The organism is Methyloversatilis thermotolerans, assembly GCF_000372885.1.
Classification (GTDB): Bacteria; Pseudomonadota; Gammaproteobacteria; order Burkholderiales; family Rhodocyclaceae; genus Methyloversatilis; species Methyloversatilis thermotolerans.
Genome location: NZ_KB889967.1, coordinates 4055051 through 4071784, shown reverse-complemented (window position 1 = coordinate 4071784; position 16734 = coordinate 4055051). Strand labels below are relative to the sequence as shown.

The following is a 16734-nucleotide window of genomic DNA, read 5'->3' as shown; positions in this document are numbered from 1 at the left end:
GACTTTCTCATGGAAGGATGAAGTTGCGCAGTGCGCTGCGCTCGCTGCCGATGCCACGGAACATGTCCGGATCGCTGCCGTCACTCAGCGACTGCGCCTGAGCACGCGCGGCATCGGCGTCGCCGGCATTGCGCTGCACCGCGAAGTGCATCAGACCGACGGTCGCTCCCGCCGGAATGCTCACCGTCCAGGTGGTCGACACATTGTCGCCGCTGATGGCAGCGACCGGTACCAGCGGCGCCGTCGTGCCGGCGAACACGTGGGCCAGCGCCGGATCGCTGCCCGGTGTGCCATCGGTGGTCACCGCATAACGATGGGCGGTGTCCGCGGGGCTGACGACGACACGCGTGGCACTGTCGGAACCCAGGTTCGAGGACAGCGTCACATTGACCGTCGCATCGGTCGTTCCGCGATTGGTGATGAGCTCGATGTAGCGCGCATAGCGACCGGCGGCGGGCACATACAGTCGCCGTACCACCTCGAAGGCGCCCAGTCGCGCCGGTCCGAGCAGCAGTTCGCGACCACCGTTGCGCAGGCTGGCCACCGCGACGCAGGGGAAGTTGCTGCCACCCACGTTCAGCGCATAGGCGGTGTCGTAGGCGTCCCCGCGCCCGTTGTAGCCGCCGTCACCGAGCGTGCCGCTGCACCCGAAATCATAGCGGGAAGTGTCCGGCGAATTGAATGTGTAGCCCATGTTCACCATCTGGCTTACCACCAGATCCAGCGTCGCGCTACCCGCGGTGAGCCGGTCCAGCGTGGCCTGACCGGCATAGCCGCCACCGTTGAGCTGAAGGCGTATCGTACCCAGAGGCAGAACATCGAACCGGTAGCGCCCCTGGGCGTCGGCCAGTGCCGAGGCGAGGAACTCGCCGAACGGTCCGACCGCCGGACCGACCGCATTCACGGTGACATCCGGCAGGGGTTCGCCCGATTCCAGCAGCACCTGCCCGCTGAGCGAGAACACGTCGGGCTCGTCCAGCACCACGTCGATCACCTGACCATCGTTGCGCAGCACGGCGCTGCCGGTCGCGACCAGACCGCTGACCGGATTGCGCGCATAGAGGGTGAGCTCGCCCACCGCGATGCGTTCGGCGACGAAGCGACCGTCCTGGTCTGTCGTGACGTAGCGGTCGAAAGGCAGCGCGGTCGAGCGCAGATACACCTCGGCACCGATCACCGGCGCGCCGCTGCGGTCGCGAACGATGCCACGCACGGTGCCGCTCGGCGGCAGCACCAGATCGCGCGTCTGTACCACTGCGGCATCGGGGAAGCTGCCGCTCGCCTCACCGCGCAGACCATAGCTGTCCTCGAACCCCAGCCGCCAGTCGCCGGCCGGCATGCCCAGCAGACGGTACTGCGCATTCTCGTCCGACAGCGTGCTCACATAAGGTCCTTCCGCGCCGGTCATCACCGATTCGATGAAGACCGATGGCGCTGGCGTGCCATCGGCATAGCGGGTCATGCCCTTGAACACCGAGGCGAGGATGTCCACCGTCACCGGATTCTGGTCGATGATCTCGAAACTTGCTCTGCCGTACTGCGTGCTCACGTCGTACAGCCCGTCCGGCAGGGCGGTGAAGACGACACCCGTCTCGCACACCTCGTCCGCGTAACTCGCGCCGATCGGCAGCGTCGTGGCTTGCGCGGCCGCCAGCCCGAGCTCGCCACCGCCGCCGCCATTCAGCGAGAAGCTGCACAGACCGTCGATCGGCAGCCCGTCCGCGGCACGCACGGTCACCGTGGCGCGCGCCGACGGCAGCGCCAGCGCCAGATCCTGCGTCAGTTCCTGCAGGTCGGTCGCGAGCTGCACCGCCTGCTCGGTCGAGAACAGCGCGCCGCGCAGCCAGTACTCGACCTGCAGACGCAGCGGACGACCGACCGGCAGATTATCGAAGCGGAAGCGCCCCTCGGCGTCGGTGTTGGCACCCATGCTGGTTTCCCAGCCGCGCAGATCGTCATAGATGTAATAGGCGGTCACCCAGGCATCGGCGATCGGCACACCGGTGGTCGAGCGCAGCACGCCGCTCACCGCGCCGCGGCCGGCCAGCGTGATGTCGACCGTATTCGCGGTTTCGGACGACAGCGTGACCGTGCGCTGGTTGCCGACCGAGTTGTACGGGTCCTGCACCGAGAACACCAGCGCCTCGCCGGCCGGCAGCACGATGCCGCTGAAGCGGCCGTCGAACCCGGTGGCAAATCCGGTGAGGTAGGCACGGTCGGACGCGCGATACACCTCCACCGACATCGACACCTGGAAGGGCATGCCTGCCGCCGTGAAGATGCCGCCGGACACCTGCGCCCCCTGCAACAGCAGCGTCAGTGGCAAGGTCTGGCCGTCCTGCGGCTGCACCTGACGCGTGACCGCGACCAGACTGCTGCCCGGATGCTGCGCCCGCACGGACACCGTGTCGCCATAGGTCGTCAGCGACAGCGTCTGGCTGGTGGAACTGCCGCCGGCAAACAGCACCGGCCCTTCGGTACGGCTGCCCAGCGCGTCCGTCACCGTGAGGTAGAGCGAGGACGGTACCGACAGCGATGCGCCGACCGTCACCTGCACATCAAGGCGTGCCTGCGACTGCAGCCGCAGCGCGTGGCTGCGGATCTGACCGGCCTCATCCAGCGTCGCACGCTCGCTGATGAGCACGCGTGCGGCATCGCTGCTGAGCACCTTGAGATCGTATTCCGCCAGCGGCACCGCCGGGAAGCTGAACTGGCCGATGCTGTCGGTCAAGGTGCGCACCCGCATGAGCCCGTCTCCGGTCTGCAGTTCGACCGGCTGGCCGACGGCCGGCGTCACGCCATCCGCGCGCACCAGCGTGCCGCGCACGACGCCGCCACCGACATAGGCACCCACCGTCACCGGCTCGCCATTCACGCGCACCTGCAGGCGGTAGCCGCCAAGATAGCTGGCACTGGAACGCCAGTTGGACACCACGATCGGATAGCTGCCGGCAACGGCGGCCGGCACCGCGAGCAGGTTGTTGGTTTCGTTGTACTGAAGATAGCTGTTGCGCTGGTCGTAGCCATAGCCCTGGGCGAGCAGCGACTTGTCGGATGCATACACCTGGCCGCCGACGATGTAGGTGGAGGCCGCTTCACCGACCGGAGCACCATTGATGTTCACCGAAATGACATCGCCGGCCTGGGCGGGCACCGAGAACAACTGGCGCTCACCGACGAAGCTGATGACGCCCAGGCGGTCCTGTGCCGCCGAAATCGCAAAGGTGCGCTCCAGCGTCTGGCCGTCGTCCGCGGCGGACAGCACACCGCGCAGCTCGGCACTGCGGCCTTGCGGGGTGCGTACGTTCACCGTGTAGGCGCCGTCGCGCAACGTGGCGATGAGCAGACGACCGGAGCCGTCGGTCGCGCCATAGTTGCAATCGCTGCAGCCGGTCATGGTGACGCGCACGGTCACGCCCTGCAGCGGCGCATTGCCGGCATCGGCATCCACCACGGTGACGCGCATCGCGGCCAGCGGCGGCAGCGTGGCGGCCAGGTTCTGGGTTTCGTTGTTCGCCGCCAGCACACCATCGATCACGCGTGTTGTCGAGGAGTCGGACGGATGGCGCACGCTGATCGAATACGCCCCCACCGGCGTCGGCACCGACAGCCGGCCCTGACCATCGGTGCGTCCGACATAGCGGCTGTTGATATTGCTGCCCGGCGCGCTGAGATAGACGTTGGCGCTGGCGGCGACCGCGCCCCGCGCATAGTTCACCTGCAGAGCGACCGCGCCGACGCCGGTCAGCGTCACGTTCTGGCTGGTGACCTGGTTGCTCGCAATGGCCACCTCGATCACCGTCGTGCCGCCGGTGCGGCTGTCGGTCACGGTCAGTCGGTAGCGACCGACCGGCAGTGCGCTGAGGTTGTAGCGACCGAGCGAATCGGTGGTGGTCGAGCGCGCGATCGAGCGCGACACGTCGATGGAATCGACGCGCACTGCGCTGCTCACGCTGGCTTCGCCATTCGCGGTGATGACCGTGCCGGTCAGCGAACCGGTGGCTTCGATCTGCAGGTCGGTCACGGTGACCTCGCCTTCGGTCACCCCGACGTCGCTGCGACTGCCGATCAGGCCGGTGCCCTGGTTGTGCGGCACGCTGGCGCTCAGCGCATAGCTGCCCGCAGGCATGCCCGGCAGCAGATAGCTGCCGTCGTTGGCGATGGGGACCGACACCGAACCGCGACCGGCAGGCACGGTGGTCCGCAGCGAACCGCCGCCGACACCGTAATCGGACGGACCGGTCACCGTCCCGGTCAGCACGCCGCTGGGGAATACGACATCCAGCGTGGCGCTCCCGGTCTGTACATCCGGCATGGCGGTCACGGCGGGCGCCGTGATGCCGGTCACCGGGTGACCGGTGCCATAGCCCCAGGAGCAGCTCTTCTCGACCGGTCGCGCGTCGACCTCGACACCGACCGGCAGCGGCAGCGAACCGAAGTCCTGCATGCGGCCCGGCAGCGACCACGCGCCCGCCGCATCCGCGCGCAACGTGCTCACGCTCGCGGTCTCGAACTCGCAGTCCGAACTGTTGTACTGCACCGGCAGCCAGCTGCGACCGAACAGCGGGTGGCGGCTGCGCAACTGGACGATACCTTGCGCCACCGTTGTACGGCGGTCACCTTCCAGCACGCGCCCGCTGACCGTGCCGAGCAGGGACGGCAGCGCAGCCACCGTGCTCACGCCATCGGCCGGCAGCGTGAAGTTGGCGATGGAGGCGCGCTCGGCATCGCTGAGCGATTGCAAGGCTTCCGGCGGCAGAGCGCTCAGCCGCTCGGCGGCGACACGGGCCGATGCACGGCTGATCTGCGGCGCGGCGAAGTGCATCAGCGTGATGCGGCCGCCGGCCGGCACCGTGATGCGGCTCCACCCTGCTTCGATGCGGTTGGGACCGGATGCGACATGACTGAGGCGGTCAGGCGTGCCGCGGCTGCGGTCGCCCAGCACGAAGGCCATCGCCGGCTCGGAGGTCGATATGAAGGGATCGGCATCGCTGCCATCGTCGATCACCACCCACGCATCGCCACCCGCATCGATCACCGCATCACCGCTCGATGTATCGACCACGCGCATGGAACTGTCACTGAAGCCGCTGCGCAGGCTCACCTCCACCGTCACCGCATCGGCGCCGGGGTTGTCGAAGGTATCGAGATAGCGCGCGAAGTAGGCACCGCGCGGCACGAATACCTTGCGGCTCACGTTCAGGCCGGACAGCGGCGTCGGCTGGGTGATCGCGTACTGGCGCTTGCCCGCCTCGAGGAAGGCCGAACCGTCGCCGACGAAGCGCTCGCCATTGACGAACAGCACCGCCCCTCCGGGCACGGTGGCATTGCCACCCGAGAACAGGCTGTAGGAACCTCGCCAGCCATAGCCGATCTGGCCACCGTCGTCGATGTCGTACTTGAAGTTGTTGGCATCCCACATCGTCGAGGGCAGCGGGATCCGGTTGTCCGCGAGCACCAGCGACAGAGTGCTGTCCTGGCCATCGCTGTCGAGCAGGATGTCGGCGTCGGCATAGCGCGCGGTTGCGGCATCCTCGGCCGACACCGAATAGCTCGCCACCGGCACGCCATTGAAGCGGAAGTCGCCCAGGCTGTTGGTGGTGGTCGAACGCGACCACACGACGCCGTCGGTGCGACGCAGCACCACGCGCACACCCGCCGCCCGTGTGCTGCCATCCGGCCGCAGCACGGTGCCACTGACCGAACCGGCCGCCGGCAGCGTGAGGGTGAGCGCTTCCGCCGCGCCATCACCCGGCAGCGTGACACTGGCGCTCTGCGTCAGCGCGCTGTTGTCCGGATGACGCGCCTCGACCGTGAGCACCTGGCCCGCGGGCAGCGAGAACTGCACGCTGCCGCTGCCATTGGTGGTGCCACTGCGCAGATTGACGACATACACGGATGCGCCCGGCGCGGCGACGCCGCGCGCGAAATTCACCTGCACGGTCAGCGTGCCGATGCCGGTCAGCGTGAGGTCGCTGACGCTCTGCGTATCGGCGGCAACACTGACCGAAGCCGACGCGGCAAGACCCGAACTGCTGGTCGCGCGCAGCGCATGTGCGCCGGTGCGCACGTCGGTGAAGCGGTAGCGACCGCCGGTATCGGTCGTGGTCTGGCGATACGGGACATAGCAGCAGATGTATTCCGGATCGAGCTGCACCGTGACCCCGACCGCCGGATCGCCGTTGGCGGCACGCACGATGCCGGTGACTTCGCCGGTCGGCTCCAGCGTCACGTCAGCCACCGTCGTTTCCGCGGCGGGCACCGAAGCGGGGCCGCTGGCGCTGCCGGTGACCGGCTGCCCCTGCGGATGGCTCAGTGCAGCCTGCGGCAGATAGTCGCCCGGGATCAGGCCGGTGAAGAGGTAGGCGCCATCGCTGCCGATGGAGGCGCTCAGCGTGCCCTGGCTGCCGGACGGATAGCGATAGGGAATGGTGACGCTGCCCGAGGTGACCAGCGCCCCGCCCGCGCGCCGCACCGTACCCTTGAGCAGGCCGGTATTGACGAAGGCGACGTCGGCCACACGCACCGGCTCGCCGGCCGCGAAGCCGGCGGTGACGGTCGGGCTCTGTTCGCGTGTGGACGGATGGGTGGCGTACAGGCGGAAGCGGTCCTGTGGAATGGCGCGCACCGAAGAGCCGCCGAAGTTGCCGGACGCCAGCGTGTAACGGCCGTCATTGGCCGAGGTCGCCGTATAGGTCCGCGTGTAATAAGGCGATTCGCTCTTGAAGGTGAGCGTGGCATTCGCCACCGGCGTGCTGCTGTCGCCCGCATAGATGGTACCGCGCACGCTGCTGCCCTCGACCGCGGGCAAGGGCGCCTGCGTGCTCAGGCCGTCGGCCGGCAGACGGAAATTGCGGATGATGGCGCGCTCTTCGGCGGTGAGGCCGTCGAGGGCTTCCGGCGGCAGCGCCGCCAGACGCTGTGCCGACGCGCGTGCCGGGATGCGGCCGGTCTGCTGCACCGTGAAGTGCATGAAGGCGGCGCTCGCGCCGGGTTGCAGCGTCACCGACTGCCACTCGACCGACAGGCGGGCCACCGTGTTCAGCGCGGTGGTGCCACCGGCACCCGCCGCCGTTTCGCCGCCTTCGCCATCGAATACCCAGGCGACCGACGGATTTCCCCCGTCCAGGAAGGGATCGGAGTCGGTATTGTCGTCCGCCACCACCCAGCGGTCGGCGCCCGCGCCGGAGCCGACGGTAAACACCGCGTCATTGCTCGAACTGTCGACCACGCGCGCGCCCACCCTGCCCGCGGCAATATGGGTGCTCACGCGCACGCCGACCGTGATCGGCGCGGCGGTGCGGTTCTCGATCACTTCGAGGTAACGCGCGAAGTAACCCTGCTTCGGCACGTACACGCGCCGGCTCACATTGAGGCCGGACGCTGAATGCAGCTCATCGACCTCGAGCAGTTGGCCGTCCTGGGTCAGCCGTCCGACCGAGCCGTCGCCATTCAGGAAGGGCACGCCGACACCACCCACCACCAGATCGAGCAAGGCGCCACGACGTGCGGCGCTGCCATCGCCATCGAACACCGAGTTGTCACCGCGTGCGATGCTGCCGTCGCCCTGCAGGTCAAACAGGAAGCCATTCGCGTCGTAGCGGTTGATCGGCAGGTTGACCGCGCTATCGACCATGTTGAGATCGATCTGCACCGCGTCCTGGTCGAAGCGCACCGTGCCGCTGTCCTGCGCCTGCAGGCGACCGTCGCCGCTGCGCGCGCGCAGCGTGAAGCTGCCGGCCGGCACGTCGGTGAAGCGGTAGCTGCCATCGGCCTGCGAATAGGCATCCCAGCTTCCGCCATAGGTCGGATCCGGATTGGACAGCGTCACGCGGATATTGCCGAGCGGCGCATTACCCTGGGCATTGAGCGTACGTCCGCTCACCGTGCCCACTCCGAGCAGGGCGAGATCGCGTACCACCGCCTCGCCGTCCGCGCTCACGCGCACGTCGGCTCGGGCGCGCACGCGGCCATTCACCCGTGCGGTCACGCGATAGTCGATGCCCACCTCCAGTTGTTCGAAGGCATAGCGCCCGTCGATGCCGGTGGTGAACACGCGGTTCTCGCTGGAACCGCTGACGCGGGTCAGGCGCACCTCGACCGCGGACTGTGGAGCGGCCGACAGCCCCTGGGTCACCACGCCGCTGACCGAGCCGGTTTCCTTGCGGCTCATGCTCACCACGACATCGGCATCGCGTCCATCGGTGAGCGTGCCCTGCGCACTGCCGCTGATGCGTTCCACACCGCTGCCGCGTGACGCGATGACTTCGAAGTCGCCATTGAACACGCGACTGAAGCGCGCGCGCCCTTCACCATCGGTGACACCGGTCTGGCTGCCGCCGAAGGCGCTGCCACTGTTCAATGTGACCGAGGCACCCGCCACCGGCGCACCTGCGCTGTCCTGCGCCAGCACATTCACATTGCCCAGGCCGAGCAGGCGTATGCGCACCGTGCGCACCTCGTTCAGCGCGGAAATGCGCGACACCGCCTGGCCCTTGTCGCCATCCGCCGACTGGGTCGCCAGCAGGGTGAAGTCACCGAGCGGCACCGCCGGAATGTCGAAGGCACCCGATGCATCGGCACTCACCGTGATCGCGGTGCGGCCATTGAGCTGAAGCTGCACGGTCGCACCGGCGGCCGGCGTCACGTTGTCGGCGCGCACCACGCTGCCATTGATGCGGCCGGTCGCTGCCAGCGTGACATTGGCATTCGCCGTCTCGCCGTCGCCGGACAGGCGTCCGCTGGCGAAGCCCGCCAGTTCGGTGGACGGATTGCGGGCGTAGACCGTGAAGTCGCCGACGAACTGCGGGCTGGCGCGGTAACGGCCCTCGGCATCGGTCTGCACCGTGGTGCTGCCGCCAAACAGGCCGGCACTGCTGATCTGCACCGGCACATTCGCCTGCGGCAGGCCGGCGGGATCGCGCACCACGCCTTCGATGCTGCCCTGGCCGAGGAACACCACATTGGCGGTGACTGGCGCGCCAGCCACCACGGTGGTCAGCACGACACTGGTACGGCCCCGGTTTCCGCTGCCGTCGCTCGCCTCTATCGTGTAGCTGCCGGCGGCACTGATGGGCAGGCCGAACTGGCCCTGCGCGTCGGTGGTCACGCTGCGGCTGCCCGGCGACAGCGTGACGGTGACGCCGGCGCCGACCGGCGTACGGCCGTCGCGACCGAACACGGTACCGACGATGCCGCTCGACGCAAGCTGCAGATTCAGCGTGACGACCGCGCCGTCGGACGGCACATTGCCGCCGCTGTTCGCGGTTTCGCCCTGGCCACCCACCGCGGTGATGCCGAAGGCGCCGACCGGCACGCCATCGATCACGTAATTGCCGCTGGCATCGCTGCGCGCGACATAGCTCAGCCGGCTGCCCACCAGCGACTGCACGGTCACCTGCGCGTCGGCGACGGTCGCACCGCCCGCGCGCGTGATGCTGCCGCGCACGGTGCCGGTCGGTCCGAACACGATGTTGCGGGTGATCACCTGGCCGCCCTGGTTCAGCACGATGCCGGTTTCACGACCACGCAGCCGGCCATCCAGCATGGCATCGAGCGCATACGGGCCATCGGACAGCGGCAGCGAATCGAAGCGGAAGGCGCCGCCCTCCGCGGTCACCGTCTGCGTGACGATGCCGCGCGTGGCGGACACCAGGCGCACCTGCACCCCGGCCTGCGGCGTCGTCGCGTCGGAAGCGAGCACGCTGCCGGCGATGCTGGCCACCGGCTGCAGGCGCAGCGTGAGCGGCAGCGCGCCCCCTGCGGCGACCTGTCCATTGGCGGTACCGATCAGGCCGGAAGACGGATCGGTGGTGGACGCGCTCAGCAAGCCGGTGGGCACGCGCTCGAACACGACCACGCCGGACGCATTGGTGCGCACGGTGCGGATGTCGCGCGTGGCGCCCAGGCTGGTCAGCGTGACCGGGGCGTTGCCCACCGCGCTGCCGCTGCCATCGAGCACGGTAACGGTGACCGTGCCCTGGCCATTCATGCGCACATCGATGCGCGCATCCTCACCCTGGCTCTGCAGCGTGCCATAGGCCTGACCGTGATCGCCAGTCTGCGGATCCACCACCGACACGGTGAAGGCGCCGGCGCTGACATCGGTCATCAGGTAATCGCCATTGCTGTCGGTACGCACCGTGGCCAGCGTTTCGCGCGGCTGGTTGCGGGTGACGGACACCTCCGCGCCCACCACCGGCGACACGCCATTGGCCTGCAGCACGCGGCCGACCAGACGCCCGCGCGGGCCGAGCTGGAGCACGGTACTGCCCTGCACGCCGTCGTTCTGGCCGGCCATCACGACGCGCGCCGCCGAGCCGGTGGCGAACTGCGCCATGACGGCGACCCGCCCGGCGTCATCGACCGTGGCGATCAGCGGATTGCTGGAGGTGAACAGGGTGCCGCGCGTCTTGCCGGTCAGATCGACCTGGCGGCCATCGCGCAGCACGCCCAGCGCGGACAGCTGGGTGGATTCACCGCCATTGAGCCGGGGCTGGGCGGCCGTGATGCCGAGTGCCACCGGCACCGGCGTGGCCGGACGCCAGACGATGGCGCCGGTATAGACCACGGTCGAGCCGAATTCGGGATAGGCAAGGTCGGTTTCGCCCACCGTGCCATCGGAACAGGTCACCCGCACGCGGAACGGAGGCGCCGGAATCTGCGGCGCGTTCGGCCCGATGGCCGCCGCGGCGCCGGGCAGGTTGTACAGCGTGAACGAGTAGTCGGACTGCAGCGGCGCATTGCGGTTGAGCGCGGACACGGTGCAGGAGGCATCCGCCGCGGGGGGCGAAGACTGGGCAAGTGCCTGGACACCGCACAGCATCGACGCCAGCGCGAGGCAGAACAGCCGGCAGGCCGAGAGTACCGGGGCGCGCAGACGCACGAACAGGGAGCGGGGGCGCTCCGCCCCGTCGTCGCAGGGCCGGCCGTGGCTGCTCACGGCAGGCGTTGGAACTGCGCCCTCGCGTTCGCTCCACCCACCCTTGAGCTTGGCTCGCCTGTCGATCATTGTCGATCCCATCCCGTCTTCCCGTTCATTCCGTTCTCTCGACCGCACCGTCCGCGGATATCGGCCTTCATCAATCCTGGATGCCGTTCGCGGCTCAACGCCCCTGGCCGGGCCTGTCCATGATCTGAACCCGTCCGCCGGCGCGCCAGTTGGTCAGGATGGGATCTTCCGCAAGCTCCTGCGTGATACGCCATCCGGCCCCGGCACGGACCAGTGCCAGGGTGTCCGTCGTCGCCGGCCCGCTCCCGTTCACGGGCTCGGTGCGATACTCGACCAGCACATACTTGTCATAGGAGACCCGGCTGATCAGCTTGATGCGGCGCTGCGGATAGAAGGCGGCCCACTCCCTCTTCCAGTCGTCCGGCGTCTTGCGCGCCTGCTGATCCCTCGCCTTCATCAGGGCGACCGACGCCGCGGTCCAGGTTTCGTTGTTCCAGTCGAAGTCGCCGCTCTGCATGGAGGAGAAGTAGGAAGCCAGCGCGTCCTCGACGCTTTCGTAGCGTGCTTCGGCGCGCGCTACGCGGGTCAGTTCGAAGGGCGGCGTGTACTTCTGTATGACATAGACACGCACGTTCTCGATGATGAGCGTCTTGTACTCACCCGCATTCAGTGCCGGGCCTTCGGCGGCGACGGCGAGTGCGCCATGCAGGGCAAGGATGGAGCACAGGAAGGAATAGGCGATCTTCATGATTTCTTGAGAGTGCGGTGAGTCATGGGCGCGAGGAACGGAAGCCGCGGATCGACAGCCACAGCATCGCGAATCCCGAGAGGGCGATCAGGGTGAGCAGCGCGGGTGAGTCGTCCGGCAGTCGTTTGTCGATCACGGCCCGGGATGGCTGCTCCGGATCGACCCAGAGCGAAACCGTCGCCCCGGGCGTCCAGGTGGAGGTGTTGTTCTGCAGGGCAATCGCTTCACCACTGCCCGCAGCGAAGCGATTGCCGTGCGTGAGCGAATAGCGCGTGGCGAGATGGCTGCGACCGGAGAAGACATAACGGACGGACAGATCGATCTCGACCTCGTCGACCATGACGCCGGGGCCGGCAGGAAGGCCGAAGTCGGAACGCCGCACCACCCTGGTGGAGAAATGCTCGATGCGTCCCGGCAGCGGGCGCATGCGCTCGGACACGGACTGACGGTCGAGCACCTGCCAGCCGGTCCAGCCGGCCGCCAGAAGCAGCATCAGACCCAGGCCGAGCAGCGGCCAGCGCAGGCCTCGGGCCAGTTGATCCAGCAGTGCCTGCGCCTGGGCGAGAACGGTGGATGCCATGGGGAGCGCGCCCGTCATCATTCGAATGGCAGGGTGTCGAGACCATCGCCGCCCAGCGGCAGGGACGCCTGGACGATGGTGAGCTTGCGCGATGGTTCCAGCAACGCGCCTTCCTCGGCGCGGTAGGTCCACTTCAGTTCCGACTTGAAGAACAGATAGGCCGACCCTGTGCGCTTGAGCTTGATGGCCGCCTCGCTCAGATCGATCAGCGTCCATTTCCAGCCGCCGGTGATGCCCGCTTCTCCGACCACGAAGGTGACGCTCTTGATGTCGCCCACGCCGGGGAACTTCAACTCGGCGTCGATGGCGCTGAAGGTGAGCGTCGCAGCACCCGCGATCTCGCCATCCAGGGGTGGTACGTCACACGGGAAGTAGGACGCCTTGCCGCCGATCGACAAGGCACCCTTGAGCTTGGAATAGAGGCCCGCGTCCAGCAGATCGGTCAGCCCCGGCAACGCACTCTGTGCCAGCCGCAGGAAGAAGCCCTGCGGCGCCCAGTTGATCTTGCCCTCGACCTCGACATCGCCGAAGCCGGAGGCGGTGATCTTCTTGCCGACGCCATCCGCCGATTTGCTGCAGCAGCGACGCTCGACCAGCGCGTTGAAGCCGCCCTTGAACTTGATCGCGACCTCGACCGGCAGCTTCAGGCGCTTCAGTGATTGTTCCCAGCCCTTGCCGGCGTACTCGATGGACGCGGCCGAACTGAGCGGCGGCGGTACCAGAACCAGCTTTCCGTCCTTCTCCGGATCAGGCTTGCAGGTCGGGCATTCACCGCTCTCATCAAGCTTCTCGCAGTCCTTGCATTTGGGCGGCGCGTTCTTGCCGCACTTGTCCGGGTCATACACGCACAGGCCACCCCAGCCGGCCTTGCTGATGCCACTGCCGGCATCGGTCACCAGCAGCGCACCGTCCTCGCTCACGGTGGCGCGGCCCATCGGCACGAACTGTCCGAGGTCATGGTCCCACTGCACCACCGGCAGGTTGTCGCCGGGCGGGTAGGCGCGGCTGTTGGGCAAGGTCACTTCGATCGGCGGATCGAAGCGGGTTCCGGCCGGCTGCACCGTCCACGCCGGCAGACCGAAGGCCGCGCCGCCCGCCGGTGGCGCCATCGGCAGCTTGTCGGCGGTGACCGGACTGACCACCAGGGTGCCGGTGCGGCTGCCATCCGGGAAGGTGACGCTGTTCGCCTTCACCTTCATCTGGAAGCCTTCGATACCCGGTATGGTCAGGATGACATCCTCGTTGCCCCCCACCACCTTGGCCTGCGAGGACAGCAGCGGTGGCAGATAGACCGGATGTGGCAGCGCATTCTCCTGGCCACGCACCGCGAAGGCCTCGAAATGCAGGCTGGGCCAGACCTGTCCGAGATGCGAACTGGTACGGCCATCGACGAACAGGTCGACACGCCCCGGCGGCAGGTTGTCCAGCACGAAGGCGCCACTCTCATCGGTGGTGGACACCACGCTGGTACGTCCTACCGATATGCGCACACCGGGCAGCGGCTCGCCCTTGTCGGTATAGACGAAGCCACGGAAGCGGGTCGTGCCGTCGCGCGCCTCGCGCACCTGGATGACGTACTGCGCATTGCCGGTCAGTTGCGCCGGATCATCGATGTCGCCATCGGCATTGCGCAGCGCGCGGGCACTGACGCGCACCGTACCGGGCGTCAGTCCGAGCTGCGGCCGCGTCGCGGTGAGGCCGTTGCGATCGGTCACCAGCACGCGTTTCTGCACACGGTTCCCGTTGTCATCGACGAAGAAGGCGTCGCCTTCCTCGATGGCGAACACGATGGGCACGCCAGGAAGGTGGTTGTCACTGACGTCGCGCACCACCAGGGACAGCAGTTCCAGCGGCACACTGCCGGTTTCCGCGATCTGGTGGGTGCCGGTGTCGGCCAGTACCTTGGCCACTGCACCGCGCCGGGTCGTAGCCGAGAAGTACACCTCGCCAGCGAACTGGTTGGCCAGCGCGCCCGCCTGCGCGGATACCTGGGCGCGTACCACGTTGGAGCCCGGTCCGGTCTGCTTGCCGGGCACCAGCCACACTTGCGCGCGACCGGCGCTGTCGGTGCGCACGACGATGTTGCGCGCCGGGTTCACGCCATCAGGCCGCTGCACCTGGCCGCGTACCGTCGTGATGGAACCGGTATTGCGCATGACATCGAAACTGACCGGCAGATCGGCGACCGGCGCGCCATCTCGATCCAGTGCGACGATGGACAGCGGCTGCGGCAGTTCAACCCCGACATCGCCGGTCTGACCGTTGCCCGACAGCGCGGACAGGCGGTGGCTGCCGACCGCGATGCGGCTCACGCGCAGTTCGCGCACGCGCCGGTTGCCCAGATGGTCGGTCGCCACCACGTCCAGCACGTTCTCGCCCACCTGCAGCGGCACCGTGCTGGCAAGGAAGTAGCGATCGGACACCTGGGCCTCGACGCCATTGACGGTGACCATTGGCTCGGGCGCACCGGTCATGCCTTCGACCGCATCGTTGACCACGCCGCGCACATCGATGGCCGCCGCCGAAGTCACGTAAAGATCCTGCGGCGTCTCTATGGTCAGTATCGGCGCCGTCTGGTCCACCGAAACCGTGATGGTCGAGGTACCCACGCGTCCGGCGGCATCGGTGGCGACGACGGTGAGCACATTCATGCCTTCGCGCAGGAAGAAGCGCTCGAAGGTGAAACCGGTGCCCGCCGCATCGAGCACCGCGCCCTGCTGGTTGACGGTCACCGCGACCACCGGCTTGCTCACGCGCCCGGTCACCGCCACCGGCCGCTCGACATTGCCGGTGAGGTCGGTCGGGCTGCTGTCCTGTACCCGGCCCAGTATGGATTTGTCGGTCGGACTGAGCACGGTCACGCGCGGCGGGCCATCCAGCGTCACCGTGCGCCTTTCGGTGGTGACCGTACCATCGTCGAAACGCGCAACGAACTCCAGGGTGTTGTCGCCGTCGAGCAACTTGACCACGCCTGTGTAGCCGATGCGGCCGGATTCGTCAGCCGTCCGGATGGTCATCGCGGAGCCGTTCACGGTCAGGCTCTGAATCGTGCTCTTGTTCGCGAACACCGTAGCCGCCACCGGAAGTTCGATGGATGTCACGGTCTGCCCTCCGGCAGGTGAAGTCACATCGAGCGCATGCAGATTCTCGGAATCGACCTCGAACCCCCAAGCCGCGCTGCCCACGATGCCCGCGGCATCCACCACCTCGGCATAGAGCGTGTAAGGCCCCTCGGGCAAGGCCTGTGAGGGGACATAGCTCAGATCCGAGCCGCTGATCTGAACAGCCGGACTGACATCCGTGCCGTTGAACATGAAGCGCAGCGAGCGCAGATCGAGCGGCGCCCCCCCGGTCACGAGACGGGCACGAACAGTTGGCCGTGCGCCCGCAGGCAGAACCTCGTCGCGGGGAGACATGTCCGTGATGGATGGCGGAATCCGCGTGGTGAAGGACCATCTCGATTCCGTCGTATTGCCTGCGTGATCGGTCACCGCAAGCTGCACGACATGCGTTGCATCGGCGAGCGGCGCCGGAACCGGATAGGACACCTCTGTCGGCGTGATCTGCGCGGACGCGCTGACATCGACGCCGTCGAGCAACAGGCGGACGCTGGCCGTATTGATCCCGGCGCCAAGATCGAAATAGCCCGCACGGATGAGCGGCTGCGCCCCCGGCGGCAGGAAGCCGCTCGCCGGTTCCTGGGTAAGCACTTCGGGCGGTGTCCGCGTGACGAATCCGGTCTGCGCGGACGCGCGGTTGCCGGCGGCATCGGCCACCCGCACGACCAGCGTGTGCGGCCCTTCGCTCAGCGGCTGCGCCGGGCGGAAACTGAAGCCCGAAGCCGAAGCTACGACCTGGGCACCGATTGCCACGCCATCGAGTTCGACTTCCAGCGTACGCACATCGATTCCGCTGCCGGAGTCGGCGAAAGCGGCCGCCAGTTCCGGCAGGGCATCCGCCGCCAGCACCGCGCCGGATGTCGGCTGCAGGCCGGAAATGCGCGGCGCTTCGCTGTCGCCCGCGGGAGGTGTGCCCGAGAAGCGCCAGCTCAATACGGCAGGCAGATCGATGGCGGTCGAGCGGTTGGTGCGCAGCGTGATCGTGTCGTCCGGCAGCCGCGTCTCGCCTGCGGCCAGGTCACCGACCGTCAGCGTTCCTTCCTGCACCGTCACGTAAGCGGCCTGCGAGGTGGCCGCCCCGCTGACGGCATGCAGCGCCCCCCCGGCGTTGAGCACCTTGGCACGGTACACCGATTCCCATTCCAGCCGGGATATGCGCTTGGTGGACACCAGCTCGTAGGCGGTGACCGAAACGGCCGCGTCTTGCGCGGATGCGGGCATCGTCAGGATGAGCGAGCACAGCAACAGGGAGAACAGGGCGCGCAGGATGGCCATGACGGGCGACGTCACCTTTTTCATCATCGATCGGAACTCTGGCGTGGAGGGGTTCGCAGGG

At 67.9% G+C, this 16734-nt stretch carries 4 protein-coding genes; all 4 read right to left on the bottom strand.

What is annotated here, in order from left to right; all coding sequences use genetic code 11:
• Positions 1-7: 7 nt before the first annotated feature.
• Positions 8-11011, bottom strand: coding sequence for a carboxypeptidase-like regulatory domain-containing protein (locus A3Q7_RS0118595; protein ID WP_232418030.1), 11004 nt, complete (start codon positions 11009-11011; stop codon positions 8-10).
• 94 nt (positions 11012-11105) lie between these two features.
• Positions 11106-11699 carry a hypothetical protein gene (locus A3Q7_RS0118590; RefSeq protein WP_018413422.1) on the bottom strand — a complete coding sequence of 198 codons (594 nt, stop codon included), beginning with the start codon at positions 11697-11699 and terminating at the stop codon, positions 11106-11108.
• Between the two features lie 22 nt (positions 11700-11721).
• Positions 11722-12279 (bottom strand): DUF3592 domain-containing protein, encoded by a 558-nt coding sequence (locus A3Q7_RS0118585; RefSeq protein WP_026225016.1) that lies wholly within the window; start codon positions 12277-12279, stop codon positions 11722-11724.
• A gap of 17 nt (positions 12280-12296) precedes the next feature.
• Positions 12297-16697 carry an Ig-like domain-containing protein gene (locus tag A3Q7_RS0118580; protein ID WP_232418102.1) on the bottom strand — a complete coding sequence of 1467 codons (4401 nt, stop codon included), beginning with the start codon at positions 16695-16697 and terminating at the stop codon, positions 12297-12299.
• Positions 16698-16734 lie beyond the last annotated feature (37 nt).

What these genes read in the sequence shown, in the direction of transcription:
- A3Q7_RS0118595 (WP_232418030.1), bottom strand. Translation starts at nt 11,011, where the DNA reads ATGATCGACAGGCGAGCCAAGCTCAAGGGTGGGTGGAGCGAACGCGAG.
- A3Q7_RS0118590 (WP_018413422.1), bottom strand. Translation starts at nt 11,699, where the DNA reads ATGAAGATCGCCTATTCCTTCCTGTGCTCCATCCTTGCCCTGCATGGC.
- A3Q7_RS0118585 (WP_026225016.1), bottom strand. Translation starts at nt 12,279, where the DNA reads ATGGCATCCACCGTTCTCGCCCAGGCGCAGGCACTGCTGGATCAACTG.
- A3Q7_RS0118580 (WP_232418102.1), bottom strand. Translation starts at nt 16,697, where the DNA reads ATGAAAAAGGTGACGTCGCCCGTCATGGCCATCCTGCGCGCCCTGTTC.